Raw genomic sequence first — 16,271 nt, forward strand, 5'->3', positions numbered from 1 at the left:
GCAAAATAGTCTTTCATCGCTCCAGAACGGGATACACGCCGAATCCTGCCGACGACGAAACACTACCCTTTTGACCCCGCTACCGGTATTGGGGGGTATATGGGCCGACGCAAGAAGATCGTCCAAGAGTGTGAACGGCTGATGGACGAACCGGAGAACATCCGGAACATCGCCATCGCCGCTCACGTCGACCACGGAAAAACGACCCTCTCCGACAACCTTCTCGCCGGTGCCGGCATGATCTCCGACGAGACCGCCGGCGAGCAGCTCGCGATGGACACCGAGGAGGACGAGCAGGAGCGGGGAATCACCATCGACGCGGCGAACGTTTCGATGACCCACGAGTACGAGGGGACGAACCACCTCATCAACCTCATCGACACGCCGGGCCACGTCGACTTCGGTGGCGACGTCACCCGAGCGATGCGGGCCGTCGACGGTGCGCTGGTCGTCGTCGACGCGGTCGAGGGCGCGATGCCCCAGACCGAAACCGTCCTGCGACAGGCGCTGCGCGAGGGCGTCAAGCCGACCCTGTTCATCAACAAGGTCGACCGACTCATCTCCGAGCTCCAGGAGGGGCCCGAGGAGATGCAGCGTCGACTCGTCTCGGTCATCAACGACGTCAACGAGCTCATCCGCGGCATGACCGAGGAGATGGACGACATCGAGGACTGGACGGTCTCCGTCGAGGACGGCACCGTTGGCTTCGGCTCCGCGCTGTACAAGTGGGGCGTCTCGATGCCGTCGATGCAACGTACCGGGATGGACTTCGGCGACATCATGGACCTCGAGCGCTCGGACAAACGCCAGGAGCTCCACGAGCGCACCCCGCTGTCGGACGTCGTGCTCGACATGGTCTGTGAGCACTTCCCGAACCCGGTCGACGCCCAGCCCCGTCGTATCCCGCGCATCTGGCGCGGCGACGACGACACCGAACTCGCCGAGGGGATGCGTCTGGTCGACGAGGACGGCGAGGTCGTCTTCATGGTCACCGACATCGGGATGGACCCCCACGCGGGCGAGATCGCCTCCGGTCGCGTCTTCTCGGGATCCCTCGAGAAGGGCCAGGAGCTGTACGTCTCCGGGACCGCCGGCAAGAACCGCATCCAGTCGGTCGGGATCTACATGGGCGGCGAGCGCGAGGAAGTCGAGCGCGTCCCCGCCGGGAACATCGCGGCCGTCACCGGCCTCAAGGACGCCATCGCGGGCTCGACCGTCTCGAGCGTCGAGATGACGCCCTTCGAGTCGATCGAGCACATCTCCGAGCCGGTCATTACGAAGTCCGTCGAGGCGAAAAGTATGGACGACCTGCCAAAGCTGATCGAAACCCTTCGACAGGTCTCCAAAGAGGATCCGACGATCCAGATCGAGATCAACGAGGAGACCGGCGAGCACCTGATCTCCGGACAGGGAGAACTTCATCTCGAAGTAATCACCCAGCGTATCGAAAAGAATCAGGGTATTCCGGTCAACACCGGTGAACCGATCGTCGTCTACCGCGAGCAGCCCCAGGAACCCAGCGACGAGATCGAAGGCATCTCACCGAACCGCCACAACCGCTTCTACGTCTCCATCGAGCCGATGTCGGACGAACTCGTCGAGGCGATCCAGCTCGGCGAGGCGTCGATGGATATGCCCGAACAGGAGCGCCGCGAAGCCCTGCAGAACGCCGGCATGGAGAAGGACGACTCTCAGGAAGTCGAGCACATCCACGGGACGAACATCCTCATCGACGACACGAAAGGTATCCAGCACCTGAACGAGACGATGGAACTCGTGATCGAGGGATTCGAGGACGCCCTCAACAACGGTCCCCTCGCAAACGAGCCGGTTCAGGGAACGCTCATCCGGCTGCACGACGCCAGGCTCCACGAGGACACTATCCACCGCGGCCCGGCACAGGTCATCCCGGCAACTCGAAACGCACTCCACAACGCCCTGATCGACGGCCGCATCAAGATGCTCGAGCCGATGCAGGACGTCCGTATCGACGTGCCAAACGACCACATGGGCGCCGCCTCCGGCGAGATCCAGGGTCGACGTGGCCGCGTCGACGACATGTACCAGGAAGGCGACCTGATGGTCGTCGAGGGCATCGCCCCCGTCGGCGAGATGATCGGCTTCGCTTCCGACATCCGCTCTGCGACCGAGGGCCGAGCGTCGTGGAACACCGAGAACGCCGGCTTCGAGGTCATGTCCGACTCGCTCCAGCGCGAGAAGATCATGGAGATCCGCGAACGCAAGGGCATGAAGCTCGAGCTGCCCGAGATCATCCAGTACATCTAAACCGCAATCGTCACTCTCTCGAGTCGCTTTCTCCTTTCGCGCCCGCTTTCGTAGCGACGCCAGCGTCCGTCCGTGTTCTGAGGAACCCTCGAGAACGTTTCGAGACCTTCCACCGCTTCGCTCGCCCGAGAGTCGCCGAGCCGACGGTAACTGGCCCGACGGCTCGGGAGCTCGGGTGCGAAATCAGCGGTCAGAACTCGACTCGGAAACCGAGAGGGGAGCGTCGAACCGGTCCGACGTGGCACCGGGTCTGTGCCGACGGCTACTGCTCGCCGCGGTTCACTCCCGCTCGCCCGCGCCCAGCGCGCTCTCGCCGACCTTCTCGTGGCCCTCGATGACCTCCTGGCCGTCCATGTACGGCTGCAGCGCCTCGGGGATCGTCACGGTGCCGTCCTCGTTCTGGTGGTACTCGAGGATCGCCACCATCACGCGGGGCAGGGCGAGCCCCGAGGCGTTGAGCGTGTGGAGGTACTCGGCCGACTCGTGGCGCTCGGGTCGGTAGCGCAGCCCGGCGCGTCGAGCCTGGAAATCCTCGAAGTTCGACGCCGACGAGACCTCGAGCCAGCGACCGCCCTCGTCGGGGCCGTCGTCCATGTTGTCGCCGGGCGCCCAGACCTCGATGTCGTACGTTTTCGCCGAGGCGAAGGTCAGGTCGCCGGTACAGAGCTCGAGGATCCGGTAGGGAAGCTCGAGCCGTCGCAGGACCTCCTCGGCTTCCTCGAGCAGTTCCTCGAGGCGGTCGTAGCTGTCCTCGGGCTCGACGAAGTTGACGAGTTCGACCTTGTTGAACTGGTGGACCCGGACGATCCCGCGGGTCTCGGTGCCGTGCTCGCCGGCCTCCCGCCGGAAGTTGGGGGTGTAGGCCTGGTGTTTGAGCGGAAGGTCGTCCGTGAGCAGGATCTCGTCGGCGTACATGTTGGTCACCGGGACCTCGGCGGTGGGACAGAGCCAGAGGTCGTCGTCCTCGTAGGCCTCCTCGTTGCTCCCGCCCAGCCGGTAGGCGTCGTCGGCGAACTTCGGCAGCTGGCCGGTGCCCCGCATCGACTGACTGTTGACCGGAACCGGCGGGAACAGATCGACGTACCCCTGCTCGCGGTGGACGTCCATCATGAACTGGATCAGCGCGTGCTCGAGGCGGGCGCCGTCGCCCTTCAGAAAGTAAAAGCCCGACCCCGTGGTCTTGGCGGCGCGTTGTTCGTCGATGATGTCCAGTTCCTCGCCGAGCTCGTAGTGGGGGGTGATATCGTCGGCGTCGACGCGCAGGTCGTCGAACCCCCAGCGTCGATCCTCGACGTTGTGTCGCTCGTCGAGGCCGAGCGGGACGCTCTCGTCGGGAATCTGTGGGACCTCGAGCATCCGCTCCCGGAGTTCGCGACCGAGATCGGTCGCCTCTTCCTCGACGTCCTCGATCTCGGATTTGAGCTCCTTCGACTGCTCGATGGCCTCGTCCTTCTCGTCCTGTTTCCCCTCGGCGACAAGCTTCCCGATCCGCTCGGTTACCTGGTTGCGCTCGTGGCGCAACTCGTCGCCGCGGGCTTTCAGCTCCCGCCAGCGCTCGTCGATCTCGATCAACTCGTCGAGGTCGACGTCGGCACCGCGGTTCTCGAGCGCGTCGCGGACGGCGTCGGGGTCCTCGCGCAGGAGGGTCCGATCGATCATTGGCCGTGGGTTCTCCGCGCCGGTCCAAAACCGTGTCGGAAGGCGGCCTCACGTGAACCGGGGCTCCGTAGCGGGAAACGTTTTTTTGACGGGGGTCGGAGGACTAGGACATGGATCCGTTCGGGGACGAGCCGTCGCCGGTGTCGATCGAGTACGAGCCCGTCAGCGTCAAGGACGTGCTCGTGGAGATGAAAGATACCGCGGAGCTGCTGATCGACCTCTCCTACTCGGCCGTCCTCCACCGCAACGAGGATCTCGCCCGAGAGGTGCTTCGCCTCGAGCGACGGATGGACGTCCTCGAGATGCGCGCCCGGATGGGGCTGTTGATGGCCTCGCGAAACCCCGGCGACGCCGAACAGCTCGCGCCGGTACTGGGGATCGTCGCCGCGACGGGAACGATCAGCGACGCCGCCGGCGACATCGCGAAGATCGTCCTCGAGGAGATGGGACTGCCCGAGGCGATGCGCGCGGCGCTGCCCGAGGCCGCGGGCGTCCTGGTCCGCGGCGTCGTCGACGCGGACTCCCCGTACGCCGATCGAACCCTGCAGGATATCGACCTCGAGTCCGAGACCGGCGTTCGCGTGATCGCGCTCCGGCGCGGCGGGCGTCGGCTGTCGTCCGACGACCCCTCCGGCTCCGGCGGGGCCGGGGACGAGGACTGGCTGCTCAACCCCGGACCGACGACGACGATCGCTCCCGACGACGTCGCCTTCCTCCGCGGTCCGGACGCGGCGATCGAGGGGGTGTACGAGACGCTGACGGGGTCGCCCTACGAGGGTCCCGCGGTCGAGACGCCGGACGTCGACGATCTCGAACGGGCCGTGGACACGATCGTTCACATGAAAAACCTCTCGGAGCTGGCGATCGATCTGGCCTACAGCAGCGTCCTGTTCGACAGCGAGGGGCTCGCCGAGGAGGTCCGGAACCTCGAGGTCGAGGTCGACGCGATGCAGTCCCGGTTCGAGGCCTGGACGCTCCGGGCGGCCGGGGACGCCCCCGACCCGGTCGCGCTGCGGGGGCTCATCCGGTTGGGGACGAGCACGGAGGTCATCAGCGACGCCGCGCTCGACCTCAGCGAAGGGGTGTTCAGGGAGATCGAGGTCCACCCCGTCGTCGGGATGGCCGTCGGGGAGAGCGACGAGATCATCGCCCGCATCGAGGTCGAGTCGGGAAGTACCCTCGACGGAACGACGATCGCCGCGGGCGTCCCCGAGACCGAGCCGACGATGTCCGTGATCGCCATTCGGCGCCCCGACGAGGGGTGGCTGCTCGTCGGCGACGCCGACGCGGAGATCCGCGAGGGGGACGTCCTCATCTCGAAGGGGACGCGGACGGCCGCGGAGGCGTTCGAGGAGCTCGCGGCGGCGACGGCCCGGTAGGACGTCAGCCGGCGTACGCGAGCAGCGTCGCGACGAGCTCGAGGTAGAGCACCGCGGCGAGGGCGACGACGACGACCGCGAGGGCGAACGGGACGGTCGTCCGCCGCCGCTCTCGGGTCGGAAGGAGGCCCGTGACCCAGCTCATCGCGTCGTCTCCCTCGGGCGCGTCGCGTCTCGGAGGACGGGACGCCGGTCTCGCTCGTCGCGGATCGATTCGGCTCTCATGTGCGTACTGCCCACGCGCCGACACTTGAAGCTCAGTCAGACGCTCGACGGACGAACGGCACACGCGGGCTCTCCTCTCGGTCCGTCCGCTCTCTGAGCGGAGCCCGGTTCCCCCTCAGAACCCGAGAACGAGCGCGGAAACGCCGATAAAGATGACCATCCCGAAGACGTCGACGACGTTCGTGACGATCGGAATCGTCGTGTCGTCGGGATCGACGCCCAGTCGATAGGACGCGTAGGTCGTCGCGAAGCTGAACACGACCGCGATGACGGCGACGGACAGGCCGCTGACCAGCGCGATCGTCAGCAGCGTCGTCAGCGGGAGCGCCGAGCCGACGAGGCCGCCGAGCAGGTAGGCGCCGAACGCAAGCGCCGTGAAGATCGTCGCCGCGAGCGCGAGGATCGCGCCGACGTTCGCCCACAGCTCCCGGTCCCGCGGATCGAAGTCGGTCGTCCCGAGGTGGAGCCGCGTCGAGAGCCGCGAGGAGAGAATCGCGCCGAGGTTCCCGCCCATGTCGACCATCGTGGGAACCATCAGCGCGAGGATGCCGTACTGCTCGAGCATCTCCTGGGCGTCCTCGAGGGTGATCCCGGCCCAGAGAACGATCACGCAGAGGACGACCAGCAGCGGGAACATGTTGCCGACAATGCTGCGAAGCTCCCAGGAGCCGAGCGAGCCCCGGGGAGAGTCCATCAGGCGAGCACCTCCACGAGGCCGATCGCGAACAGCATGAACAGCATCCCGAAGATGTCGCCGAGGGTCGTCACGATCGGGCCGACGAGGTTGTCGGGATCGTAGCCGGACTCGAACCCGGCGAAGATCAGCGCCAGCAGTCCGAAGATGAGCACGACGGAGGTGAGGACGCCGGCGATCAGCATGATCGCGACCAGCTCGTAGAGCGCGGCGACCTCCCAGCCCAGGATCAACAGCGCGAGCCAGGTGAGAACCCCGATCACGACCGAGATACCGATTCCGTTGATAAAGGAGGCGGCCACCGCGTTCACGAGCCGTTCGTCGCGCTCGAACGTCGGCTCGATCAATCCCTGGTGGAGCCCGCTCGAGATCCGCCCGCCGAGCGCCCCGTAGACGTTGCCCCGCGTGGCGAGAAAGACCGGGATCATCACGAACAGTCCCGGAAACCGCTCGACGCTCCCGACCATCCCCTCGAGCACGATCCCGGCGAACAGCCCGCCGCCGAGGGCGACCAGCAGGATCGGCAGCGCCTCGCGGTAGATCGACCAGAACTCCTCCCGTGCGCTCATACCGGTACGTTTCTCAGTTTCTTGTTAAACTTACCGGAGCGGACGGTACGCCGTCGCTCGGGTCTCGAAGTGCGCTTTTCGGCGGAGAGCGCGGGAAAACGAAACGGGGCCCGGGCGGCCCCGTTATAGCGCCGCGCTCGCGACCACCCACGCGAGTCCGATCGCCGCGAGCGAGAGCGCGAGGTTGCCGACGGCGTTCGCGACCGCGAGCCTGCGGTCGCCGCGCTCGTAGAGTTGCACCGTCTCGACCGAGAACGACGAGAACGTCGTGAACGAGCCACAGACGCCGATTCCGACCAGCTGAATCGCTGACTCGCCCATACCCGCGAACGTCACCGCCCCGAGGACGAAGCTGCCGACGACGTTGACGACGAGCGTCGGCCACGGGTAGCGGTCGTCCGAGAGCCGTTCGTAGACGGCGTACCGGAGTATCGCTCCGACCGCGCCGCCGCCGCCGACGAGGTGGGCGGCCTCGAACTCGAGGGCGCCGTCCTCGAGGACGGGTTCGAGGGCGTGGACGACCTCGAGAAGCGCGGTCAGATCCGACGGATCGATCACGCCGTCTCACCGCCGGTCGGTGCCGGTCGCCAGTCGCGCACCTTGCGGGCGAGTTCTCGGCCCGCGAGCACGCCGGTAAAGCCGAGTCCGTAGTTGGCGACGACGATACCGACGAGCAGCCACGGCTCGGCGGCGATGGCCGTCTGAACCGCGAACGTGCTGTAGGTCGTCAGCGAGGAGAGAAAGCCGGTCGTAAACACCAGCCTCGCTTTCCGGTCGACGACGCCGACGTACTGGGCCTCGTAGACGACGAAGCCGAGCAGGAAGCTCCCGACGACGTTGACGAGCAAGACGGCGAGGACGTCCGAGAACAGGCCGGTCGTAAAGAACCGGAGGTTCGCGCCGGCGAAACCGCCGATCGCGATCAGCGCGAGCGTCTCGAGTCGGACGAGCGGGTGGTCGGTCATGGCTGACTGGAAGGGACCGTCAGCCGGTCGTTCGGTCGTCCACGCGCGGACGCCGGGGGGCTGCGGAGGCGGGACGCGGCTGCGGGCGGGACGCAGCCGCGAACGCGGTGAACGAGTCGCCGGCGGTTGTGACAGGCGGGCCCCATCGCCCGGATCGACGGATCGTTCTCGCACGACCTACATGACGGTTGCGGAAACCGGGCTCGTAACCGAGAAGGAAAAGATCCAAGTTTAGACTGTCTCTAAACGGCGTATGGTCGACGACGGACGCGGCGGGTTCGCGAGAGCGTCGTGGGCGAACGTCCTCGGCAACGTCGTGAAGATCGTTGTCGAGGGCGCCGCGGGGCTGACCTTCGGTAGCGTCGCGCTCGTGGCCGACGCGGCCCACTCGGTCGCGGACCTCGTCGCGAGCCTCGTCGTGCTCGTCTGGGGGCGGAGCACGTTCGACGAACCGGACGATACCCACCCCCACGGCCACGAACGGATCGAACCGCTGACGGCGCTGTTCGTCGGCGCAGTCATCGCCGTCCTCGGACTGAACCTGCTGTACGAGTCCGCACGGGGCATCTTCTACGGCGTCGACGTCGCGTTCAGCCTCCTGCTTCTCGGCGCGCTCGGGTTCGCGATCGTCGATATGTACCTCGTCTACCGCTACACCGAGGCCGTCAACGAGAGGCTCGAGTCGACCGCGCTCGAGGCGCTTGCCGCGGACTGCCTGAACGACATCTACACCTCGCTGGCCGCGGTCGTCGGCGTCTTCGGCGTCCTGCTCGGCCAGCCGCTGCTCGATCCCATCGCCGGCGGGCTCGTCAGCCTGCTGGTCATCTACCAGGGCGTCGATATCGGCCGCGAGAACGTCGGCTACCTCGTCGGCGCCTCGCCGGGACCGACGAAGCGGGCGGCGATCACCGAGATCCTCCAGGACCACCCCGCCGTCGAGGGAATCCACGACCTCACCGTCTTCTACGACGGGCCCGTCCTCGAGGTCGAGGTCCACGTCGAGGTCGACGGCGACATGCCGTTCCGGCGGGCCCACGACGTCGAGTCGGAACTGGTGGCGAGCCTCCGTGGACTCGAGGACGTCGGCGACGCCCACGTCCACCTCGATCCGTCGGGAATCGGCGAGTGGAAGGATCAGCGCGACCGGTAGCCTGGCCGGGACGCCAGCTTTTATTTCATCTGCCCACGGCCTACCGGTATGGAAATCGGTGACGTCCGTCAGGTTACGGCCGGCGACTGTTCGGACCTCTACTACGTCGATACGGGAATGTACGAGACCGGCGGGTACGGCGCGGTCTACGTTATAGACGACGATCGACCCGCGATCGTCGACACCGGGATCGGGACGAACTACGAGCGGATCCTCGCGGCCCTCGAGGAGATCGGCATCGCCCCCGAAGAACTCGAGGTCATCGCGGTGACGCACATCCACCTCGACCACGCTGGCGGCGCGGGCTACCTCGCGGAGGCCTGTCCCAACGCGGAGGTGTACGTCCACCCGATCGGCACCGACCACCTCGCGGATCCCTCGCGACTGGTCGCGGGCACGAAGGCCGCCGTCGGCGACCAGTGGCAGTACTACGTCGAGCCGAAACCGGTCCCCGAGGACCGAATCGTCGAGGTCGAGGACGGCGACGCCGTCGACCTCGGAACCCACGAGCTCCGGGTTCACGAGACCCCCGGCCACGCTCCCCACCAGGTCGTCTTCGAGGATCCCGAGAACGACGCGGTCTTTACCGCCGACGCCGCGGGGATCTGGGTGCCCGAGCGCGAGGAGATCGTCGAGACCTCGCCGCCGTCGAACTTCCACCTCGAGCGCTGCCTCGAGGACGTCGAGACCCTCCAGAAGATCGACCCCGACGTGCTCTGTTACGCTCACTTCGGCCCGCGCTACGTCGGCGACGACGCCGAGGCGGCCCTCGAGGAGTACGCGACCGTCCTCGAGGAGTGGGTCCGAAACGTCGAGGCGAAACGCGGAGAACTCGAGGACGACGAGGCCGTCGTCGATTACTTCGCCTCCAGGTCGGATCTGGGCGACGCCTGGGGCGAGCACAAGGCCGGCGCCGAGGCCGGCATGAACGTCCGAGGCGTCCTCGGCTACCTGGATCACCGGGACTGACTGCCGGAGTCGACCGTTTTCGCCGTCGTCGTCGCCGTTAAAGACGAATAAACGGGGTGACAGATGCGTTCAGTTTCATCACGTTTTATCGATCGGGAGGTACTGTTATGCGGGTATGCACTGGCGGGACGCCGAACGGGAGTACGAGGACGAGGTCATCGGCGAAACGACGCTCGGTCGGCTGTTCGACGACGCCGTCGAGCGCTACCCCAACCGGCCAGCCCAGCGGTACAAGGGCGGGATCTACGACCGCTCGCTGACCGACTCCGTCCTCGAGCCCGCCGACCCTGGCTCGTTCCGGCCGATCTCCTACACCGAGATGCGAGCCCTTGTCCGCAACCTCGCGGCGGGCTTTCGCGAGCTGGGTATCGAGCCGGGCGATCGGGTCGGCATCTTCGCCGAGACGCGCATGGAGTGGGCCCAGACCGACTTCGCGCTGCTCTCGGCGGGTGCGGTCGTCACGACCGTCTACACCGGCTCCTCGCCCGATCAGGTCCGGTACCTGCTCGACGATCCCGACGCCGACGCGGTCGTCGTCGAGAACGAGGCGTTGCTCGAGCGCGTTCTCGAGGTCGAGGACGAACTCGACCTCGAGTTCATCGTCTCGATGGACCGCCTCGAGGGGTACGACGACCGCGACGACGTCCTGACGCTGGCCGACGTCTACGACCGCGGCGAGGACGCGTTCGACCTCGAGACCTACGAGGAGTGGCTCGATACCCCGGAGATGGACGACCTCGCGAGTCTCATCTACACGAGCGGAACGACGGGACAGCCCAAGGGCGTCGAGCTCACCCACCGGAACTTCCGGTCGAACGTCAACCAGATCCGCAAGCGGTACGGGCCACGCCCCGACAAGGACGACGAACTCCCGGTGATCGACGAGACCGTCCAGTCGGTCTCGTACCTGCCGCTGGCGCACGTCTTCGAACGCACTGCGGGCCACTTCCTGCTGTTTGCAAGCGGCGCCTGCATCGCCTACGCGGAGAGCACCGACACGCTCAAGGAGGACTTCGGGACCGTCCAGCCGGATACGGCGACCAGCGTTCCCCGCGTCTACGAGAAGATCTACGACACGATCCGCGAGCAGGCCAGCGAGTCGGGTGCGAAAAAGCGAATCTTCGAGTGGGCGACCGATGTCGGCGTCCGGTACCAGCGGGCGGACGACCCCGGGCCCGTCCTCGGCGCGAAGCAGTCGCTGGCCGACAGGCTGGTCTTCTCGAGCGTCCGCGAGGCGCTCGGCGGCGAGATCGAACTCCTGATCAGCGGCGGCGGGAGCCTCTCGAAGGAACTGTGCACGCTGTACCACGCGATGGGGCTGCCGATCTACGAGGGATACGGGCTCACCGAGACGGCCCCCGTCGTCTCGGTCAACCCGCCCGAGGAGCCGCGGATCGGGACGATCGGACCGTCGTTGCCCGGCGTCGACGTCCGGGTCGACGAGTCGGTAACCGGCGAGGAGACGTTCGCCGACCCCGGCGAGGTCGGCGAACTCCTGGTCAGCGGGCCGAACGTCGCGGAAGGTTACTGGAACAAGCCGGGGGCCACGGCGGAGTCGTTCTTCGAAGCGGACGGCAGCCGCTGGTTCCGAACGGGCGACATCGTCCACCTCCGGCCCGACGACTACATCGAGTTCCGCGATCGGGTCAAGCAGATCCTCGTCCTCTCGACGGGGAAAAACGTCGCGCCGGGGCCGATCGAGGACGCGTTCGCGGCCAGCGAGGTCGTCGAACAGTGTCTGGTCGTCGGCGACGGCGAGAAGTTCGTCGGCGCCCTGCTGGTTCCGAACACGGATCACATCCGCGAGTGGGCCGACGAGCGGGGGATCGACCTCCCCGAGGACCCCCAGGCGGTGTGCGACGACGACCGCGTCCGGGAGTACGTCGGCGAGACGGTCGCGGCGGTCAACGAGAACTTCGAGAGCCACGAGACGATCAAGCGATTCGAGCTCGTGCCGCGGGAGTTCACCGAGGAAAACGACATGCTGACGCCGACGATGAAAAAGAAACGTCGCGTCATCCTCGAGCGGTTCGAGGATCGGATCGATCGGATCTACGCCGAGGACCGCGACGATCGTCTCGATCCGGTCTCTCACTGACGGTTGCCAGTGCCTGCAGAAGAAATAGTTCTCGTCCGATAGTATCAGCGAACCAAGTGCTTCCTCGGCGATCCGACGGGCTAAACACGGAGGAGCGCCGAAGGGTACAACCGAACTAGATGTATCGTCAGCGAACCGACGGCGAGCGGTCAGGAGGAGTGTTACATGGATCTCAATCGGCGTGAGTTCGGCACGGCTGCGGGGGTATCGATCTCGGCTATTCTCGCGGGGTGTGGCGCCCTCGGGGACGAGTCCGACGGCGAGAACGGGAACGATTCGGACGACGAGCAGGCCAAAGGGGGAGACGGTCCGGCGGAGTGGAACGAGTCCGAGGGGAACGAGTCGACGGACGACGGGTCCGAGGAGGAACAGGACCAGTACGAGGACCAGTCGATCCCCGGCGAGGTCCTCATCTCCGCCTCGCTCGAGGATTCGCTCGTCGCCCGCCGTCACACCTACACCTGGGCGTCCGATCCGCCGGGCGACCAGTGTAACGTCCACGTCATGCTCGAGAACACGACCGACGGGGAGTTCGCCATCGACATGGAAGCCCGGATCTTCGACGGCGAGGGCTCCGAACTCGCGACCGCCCTCTACAGGGAGGAGGACAGTCCCGCGCCGGGCGAACGCGCCGTCTACTCCTTCCCGCTCAACAACTGCGAGGACACCGCGGCGTACGAACTCGTCATCACGGATCCGGACGAAGAGTCCTACGGCTCCGAGGACGACTCGAGCGACGATAGCGGAAACGGCGACGATTCTGGAAACGGCGATGACAGCGGAAGTGACGACACCGGAAACGGCGACGACAGCGGAAGTGACGACACCGGAAACGGCGATGACTCCGGGAACGGTGACGACGGCGGAAACGGCGATGACTCCGGGAACGGCGACGACACCGGAAACGGCGACGACAGCGACGACGGCAACAATACCGGAGACGAGAGTAACAGCGACGGCGGAAACGGCAACGACGCGGATGACGGCGGAAACGGCGACGATGGCGGGAACAACGACGGTGGAAACGGCGACGACACCGGAAACGGCGATGACTCCGGGAACGGTGACGACGGCGGAAACAGCGACGACTCCGGGAACGGTGACGACGGCGGAAACGGCGACGATAACAACGATACCGGGGGCGAGGACTCCGGAAACGAGAGCAACAGCGACGGCGGGAACGGCGACGATAGCGGGAACGGTGACAACGACGGCAGTAACAGCGACGACGGCGGAAACGGCGGCGGCAACGAGAGCGGTGGCGGGAACGGCGATGGCGCGAACGGTAGCAACGGGAACAGTACCGACACCGATAGCGAAACCGACGGGGGAAACGGAGACGGCAGCAACGAAAGCGGTGGTAGTAACGACGACGAAAGCGGAGGCGATACGGGAAACGGTAACGACTCTGCAGACGGCGGAAACGACGAGGACGAAGATAGCACCGGCGGAAACGGTGACGGCGGCGGTAACGGCGGAAACGAGAGTACCGAGTCCAACTCGAGTGACGGGGCGGAGAGTGGGGACGAGACGAACGTCGAGAACGGGACGGACGGTGAGAACGAGACCGTGACCGATCCCGAGAACGAAACGGAAACCGAAGACGAGACCGATCCCGAGAACGGAACGGACGCGGAGAACGGGACGGATACCGGAGACGAGACTGACTCCGAGAACGTGACGGGCGCCGAAGACGGTAACGAGACCGACTCCGAGAACGTGACGGGCACCGAAGACGGTAACGAGACCGACTCCGAGAACGTGACGGGCACCGAAGACGGTAACGAGACCGGGGCCAACTCGTCCACTCCCGACGACCGACCGAACTCGAGCGATTCCAACGAAACGGCCGATCCCGTCGCCGAACCCGAACTGAACGCCTCCGACGACGGCGAAAACGAGAGCGGACCGAGCGCGACCAACGGCTCGAGCAACGCGAGCGGCGAGTTCGGAATCGGTCTGTTCGGCTGACTACGGTCGAACAGCACTCCAAAACGGGGACTGTAGTTATTTCTGATTAGTTCTGTGAAGACAGTGTACGCGGTATCCGGGGGAGAGAGCGGGACTGTCGGATGACGTCTCGATACCCAATATAATTACAAGCGTTAGTACACAAGAATTATATCGACTGTCCGCCTGGAACGGATATGGTTCCACACGGACGATCGCTCGCCCTCACCGCGGAGACCCTCCACCTCGGAACGACCATCCGGTACCACTACCGGACCGGCAGCGCGCTCGCGACTGTCGTCGAACGCACCTCCAAACGGGTGACCTTCGTCGGCGAGGACTGCGACGGCACGTTCACGCACGACCAGATCGATCGCCTGTTCGCGACGGATCGCCTGCAGGTCGTCCTCGACGACGAACTCCACCTCCCCGCCGACGCCTCCCTGGAGGGCTATCGTCGGAGCTGAACCATCCACACACCGATCGCAGTGCAGTCCGGCGATGAGTGTGCAGTGACGTTCAGTTCCTGTTATCGTCGCCGGCCGTCCCGGCCGAACGCCGCCCACGAGGACGAAGGAGACCTGTCCCGAGAGCACCGATAATGCCGTATACAGTAACTGTTTTATGGGGATCGATATACCGTATACAGTATGAACCACGTTCACGGACCGCTGTGCTCGATCGACCTCGAGGACCGCACCTCGTCGGCCGAGGACGTCGACGACGTCCTCGAGTCGTTCATCGGCGGACGCGCGCTCGGGACGAAGCTGGCCCACGACCGCATCCCGTTCGACGCCGACCCGCTCGGGGCGGACAATCGGCTCTACTTCGCGACGGGACCGCTCCAGCACTCGACGATGAGTTTCACCGGGCGGATGTCGGCGACCGCGGTCTCGCCGCTCACTGAGGGATTACTCTCCTCGAACGCCGGCGGCTTCCTCTCGCGGAACTTTACGGGAACGGGCTACAGCGCCCTCGAGGTCACCGGCGCCAGCGACGAACTCGTGATCGTCCACGTCACCGACGAGAGCGTCGAGTTCGAGGCGGTGCCGGAGCTCGAGGAGGCGACGGTCCCCGAGACTTGCGAGTACATCGAGGACGAGCACGGCCTCGAATCGGAACACACCGTCGTCGTCGGTCCCGCCGGCGAGAACGAGGTCCGGTTCGCCTCGATCATGACCTCGGAGGAGCGGGCGTTCGGTCGCGGCGGACTGGGCGCGGTCCTGGGGTCGAAAAACGTCAAGGCGATCACCTTCGACGGCGACTCGACTCGCGAGGTCGAGATTCCGCCGCTGCAGATGGAGATCCACGGCGAGGCCGCCCAGTCGGATCACATCATGAAACGGCAGGGGACCTCCTCGATGACCGAGTTCGCGAACACCGTCGAGGCGTTGCCGACGCGGTACTTCTCGGAGCTGTCCTTCGAGGGTGCCGAGGGCGTCAGCGGCGACCGCGTCGAGGAGAAGAAGTACAAGAAGGGAACCTGCTCGGCGTGTGCGTTCGCCTGCAAACTTCCCACCAGAGACGAGGAGTCGGGCCTCGAGACCGAGGGGCCGGAGTACGAGACCGTGATGGCGTTCGGCCCGAACTCGGGAGTCGACGACATCGTCGACGTCATGCAGTCGAACAAGCTCTGCGACGAGCTCGGTCTGGACACGATCTCCTGTGGCGACACCGTCGCGGCCTACCTCGCCAGCGAGGCGGAGTTCGGCAACGCCGACCTGATCCACGAGCTCGTCGAGAAGATCGCCTACCGCGAGGACGTCGGCGACGACCTCGCCGAGGGGGTCGACCGCGTCCACGACGACCTCGGCGTCGAGAACTGGTCCGTGAAGGGGCTCGAGTTCCCCGCCCACGACGGGCGGGCGCTGAACGGGCAGGGGCTGGCCTTCGCCACCTCGAACCGCGGCGCCGACCACATGTACGCCGAGTTCTACCCCTACGAGTACCCGCTGGTCGACTCCGAGCGGGCCTTCGAGAAGGAGGGCCTCGAGGACAAACCCCCGAAAGTCGTCGAGCTCGAGAACGTCAACGCGATCAAGGACAGCGCCGTCCTCTGTAAGTTCTCGCGCGATTTCGTCGACGAGGACCGCCTGTCGACCCTGCTCGACGCCGACTACGAGGAGCTGCTCGAGATCGGCGGACGAGTCGTCGCCCTCGAGCGTCACTTCAACAATCAGCGCGGGTTCGACCGCGAGGACGACGCGTTGCCCTACGAGCTCCCCGACTTCGACGCCGCGCTCTCGGAGTACTACGAGGTGCGGGGCTGGAACGACGACGGGACGGTCGCCGACGACCAGCTGAGCGCCGCGCCGGCCGACGACTGA

14 protein-coding genes are annotated in these 16,271 nt (G+C 66.0%); 8 read left to right on the forward strand and 6 right to left on the reverse strand.

What is annotated here, in order from left to right; all coding sequences use genetic code 11:
• The first annotated feature begins 99 nt into the window (after positions 1-99).
• Entirely contained in the window at positions 100-2,286 is a 2,187-nt protein-coding gene (locus C492_RS06380; protein WP_008421546.1) for an elongation factor EF-2, read from the forward strand.
• 279 nt (positions 2,287-2,565) lie between these two features.
• Here C492_RS06380 and serS read toward each other — a convergent pair whose 3' ends face one another.
• The gene (gene serS, locus C492_RS06385) at positions 2,566-3,945 is read right to left on the reverse strand and encodes a serine--tRNA ligase (RefSeq protein WP_008421548.1); all 1,380 of its coding nucleotides are present in this window, start codon (positions 3,943-3,945) and stop codon (positions 2,566-2,568) included.
• A gap of 110 nt (positions 3,946-4,055) precedes the next feature.
• Between serS and C492_RS06390 the strand changes: the two genes are divergently transcribed.
• The gene (locus tag C492_RS06390) at positions 4,056-5,324 is read left to right on the forward strand and encodes a potassium channel family protein (protein ID WP_008421550.1); all 1,269 of its coding nucleotides are present in this window, start codon (positions 4,056-4,058) and stop codon (positions 5,322-5,324) included.
• A gap of 4 nt (positions 5,325-5,328) precedes the next feature.
• On the opposite strand, the gene C492_RS24475 is transcribed toward C492_RS06390, so the two are convergent.
• The 5 genes from C492_RS24475 to C492_RS06410 all read right to left on the reverse strand — a co-directional run bounded on the left by C492_RS24475 (position 5,329) and on the right by C492_RS06410 (position 7,777).
• Entirely contained in the window at positions 5,329-5,469 is a 141-nt protein-coding gene (locus tag C492_RS24475) for a hypothetical protein (RefSeq protein WP_169333435.1), read from the reverse strand.
• A 195-nt stretch (positions 5,470-5,664) separates the two neighbouring features.
• Positions 5,665-6,243, reverse strand: coding sequence for a magnesium transporter (locus C492_RS06395; protein ID WP_008421552.1), 579 nt, complete (start codon positions 6,241-6,243; stop codon positions 5,665-5,667).
• Complete coding sequence (locus tag C492_RS06400; RefSeq protein WP_008421554.1) at positions 6,243-6,812, reverse strand: magnesium transporter; 570 nt, start codon at positions 6,810-6,812, stop codon at positions 6,243-6,245. The genes C492_RS06395 and C492_RS06400 overlap by 1 nt, the downstream gene beginning before the upstream one ends.
• Positions 6,813-6,935: 123 nt before the next feature.
• Positions 6,936-7,370: a fluoride efflux transporter CrcB gene (crcB, locus tag C492_RS06405; protein WP_008421556.1), complete on the reverse strand. Its 435-nt coding sequence runs from the start codon at positions 7,368-7,370 to the stop codon at positions 6,936-6,938.
• The gene (locus C492_RS06410; protein ID WP_008421558.1) at positions 7,367-7,777 is read right to left on the reverse strand and encodes a CrcB family protein; all 411 of its coding nucleotides are present in this window, start codon (positions 7,775-7,777) and stop codon (positions 7,367-7,369) included. Before C492_RS06410 ends, crcB begins: the two co-directional genes overlap by 4 nt.
• A gap of 253 nt (positions 7,778-8,030) precedes the next feature.
• Between C492_RS06410 and C492_RS06415 the strand changes: the two genes are divergently transcribed.
• From C492_RS06415 to C492_RS06440, 6 genes are all read left to right on the forward strand, one after another.
• Positions 8,031-8,927: a cation diffusion facilitator family transporter gene (locus C492_RS06415; protein WP_008421560.1), complete on the forward strand. Its 897-nt coding sequence runs from the start codon at positions 8,031-8,033 to the stop codon at positions 8,925-8,927.
• A gap of 48 nt (positions 8,928-8,975) precedes the next feature.
• Complete coding sequence (locus tag C492_RS06420) at positions 8,976-9,896, forward strand: MBL fold metallo-hydrolase (protein ID WP_008421562.1); 921 nt, start codon at positions 8,976-8,978, stop codon at positions 9,894-9,896.
• 115 nt (positions 9,897-10,011) lie between these two features.
• Complete coding sequence (locus tag C492_RS06425; protein ID WP_008421564.1) at positions 10,012-11,994, forward strand: AMP-dependent synthetase/ligase; 1,983 nt, start codon at positions 10,012-10,014, stop codon at positions 11,992-11,994.
• 165 nt (positions 11,995-12,159) lie between these two features.
• Positions 12,160-13,965: a midas domain-containing protein gene (locus C492_RS06430; RefSeq protein ID WP_008421566.1), complete on the forward strand. Its 1,806-nt coding sequence runs from the start codon at positions 12,160-12,162 to the stop codon at positions 13,963-13,965.
• 176 nt (positions 13,966-14,141) lie between these two features.
• Positions 14,142-14,411 carry a hypothetical protein gene (locus tag C492_RS06435; protein ID WP_008421568.1) on the forward strand — a complete coding sequence of 90 codons (270 nt, stop codon included), beginning with the start codon at positions 14,142-14,144 and terminating at the stop codon, positions 14,409-14,411.
• Between the two features lie 183 nt (positions 14,412-14,594).
• Positions 14,595-16,271 carry an aldehyde ferredoxin oxidoreductase family protein gene (locus C492_RS06440; protein WP_008421570.1) on the forward strand — a complete coding sequence of 559 codons (1,677 nt, stop codon included), beginning with the start codon at positions 14,595-14,597 and terminating at the stop codon, positions 16,269-16,271.

The sequence above is a fragment of the Natronococcus jeotgali DSM 18795 genome (assembly GCF_000337695.1).
GTDB classification, from domain to species: Archaea; Halobacteriota; Halobacteria; order Halobacteriales; family Natrialbaceae; genus Natronococcus; species Natronococcus jeotgali.

Excerpts from the sequence above, each read along its gene's own strand:
- C492_RS06430 (WP_008421566.1), top strand. The coding sequence starts at position 12,160 with ATGGATCTCAATCGGCGTGAGTTCGGCACGGCTGCGGGGGTATCGATC.
- C492_RS06435 (WP_008421568.1), top strand. The coding sequence starts at position 14,142 with ATGGTTCCACACGGACGATCGCTCGCCCTCACCGCGGAGACCCTCCAC.
- serS (WP_008421548.1), bottom strand. The coding sequence starts at position 3,945 with ATGATCGATCGGACCCTCCTGCGCGAGGACCCCGACGCCGTCCGCGAC.
- C492_RS06395 (WP_008421552.1), bottom strand. The coding sequence starts at position 6,243 with ATGGACTCTCCCCGGGGCTCGCTCGGCTCCTGGGAGCTTCGCAGCATT.
- C492_RS06400 (WP_008421554.1), bottom strand. The coding sequence starts at position 6,812 with ATGAGCGCACGGGAGGAGTTCTGGTCGATCTACCGCGAGGCGCTGCCG.
- C492_RS06425 (WP_008421564.1), top strand. The coding sequence starts at position 10,012 with ATGCACTGGCGGGACGCCGAACGGGAGTACGAGGACGAGGTCATCGGC.
- C492_RS06380 (WP_008421546.1), top strand. The coding sequence starts at position 100 with ATGGGCCGACGCAAGAAGATCGTCCAAGAGTGTGAACGGCTGATGGAC.
- C492_RS06390 (WP_008421550.1), top strand. The coding sequence starts at position 4,056 with ATGGATCCGTTCGGGGACGAGCCGTCGCCGGTGTCGATCGAGTACGAG.
- C492_RS06410 (WP_008421558.1), bottom strand. The coding sequence starts at position 7,777 with ATGACCGACCACCCGCTCGTCCGACTCGAGACGCTCGCGCTGATCGCG.
- C492_RS06415 (WP_008421560.1), top strand. The coding sequence starts at position 8,031 with ATGGTCGACGACGGACGCGGCGGGTTCGCGAGAGCGTCGTGGGCGAAC.
- C492_RS06420 (WP_008421562.1), top strand. The coding sequence starts at position 8,976 with ATGGAAATCGGTGACGTCCGTCAGGTTACGGCCGGCGACTGTTCGGAC.
- C492_RS24475 (WP_169333435.1), bottom strand. The coding sequence starts at position 5,469 with ATGAGCTGGGTCACGGGCCTCCTTCCGACCCGAGAGCGGCGGCGGACG.
- C492_RS06440 (WP_008421570.1), top strand. The coding sequence starts at position 14,595 with ATGAACCACGTTCACGGACCGCTGTGCTCGATCGACCTCGAGGACCGC.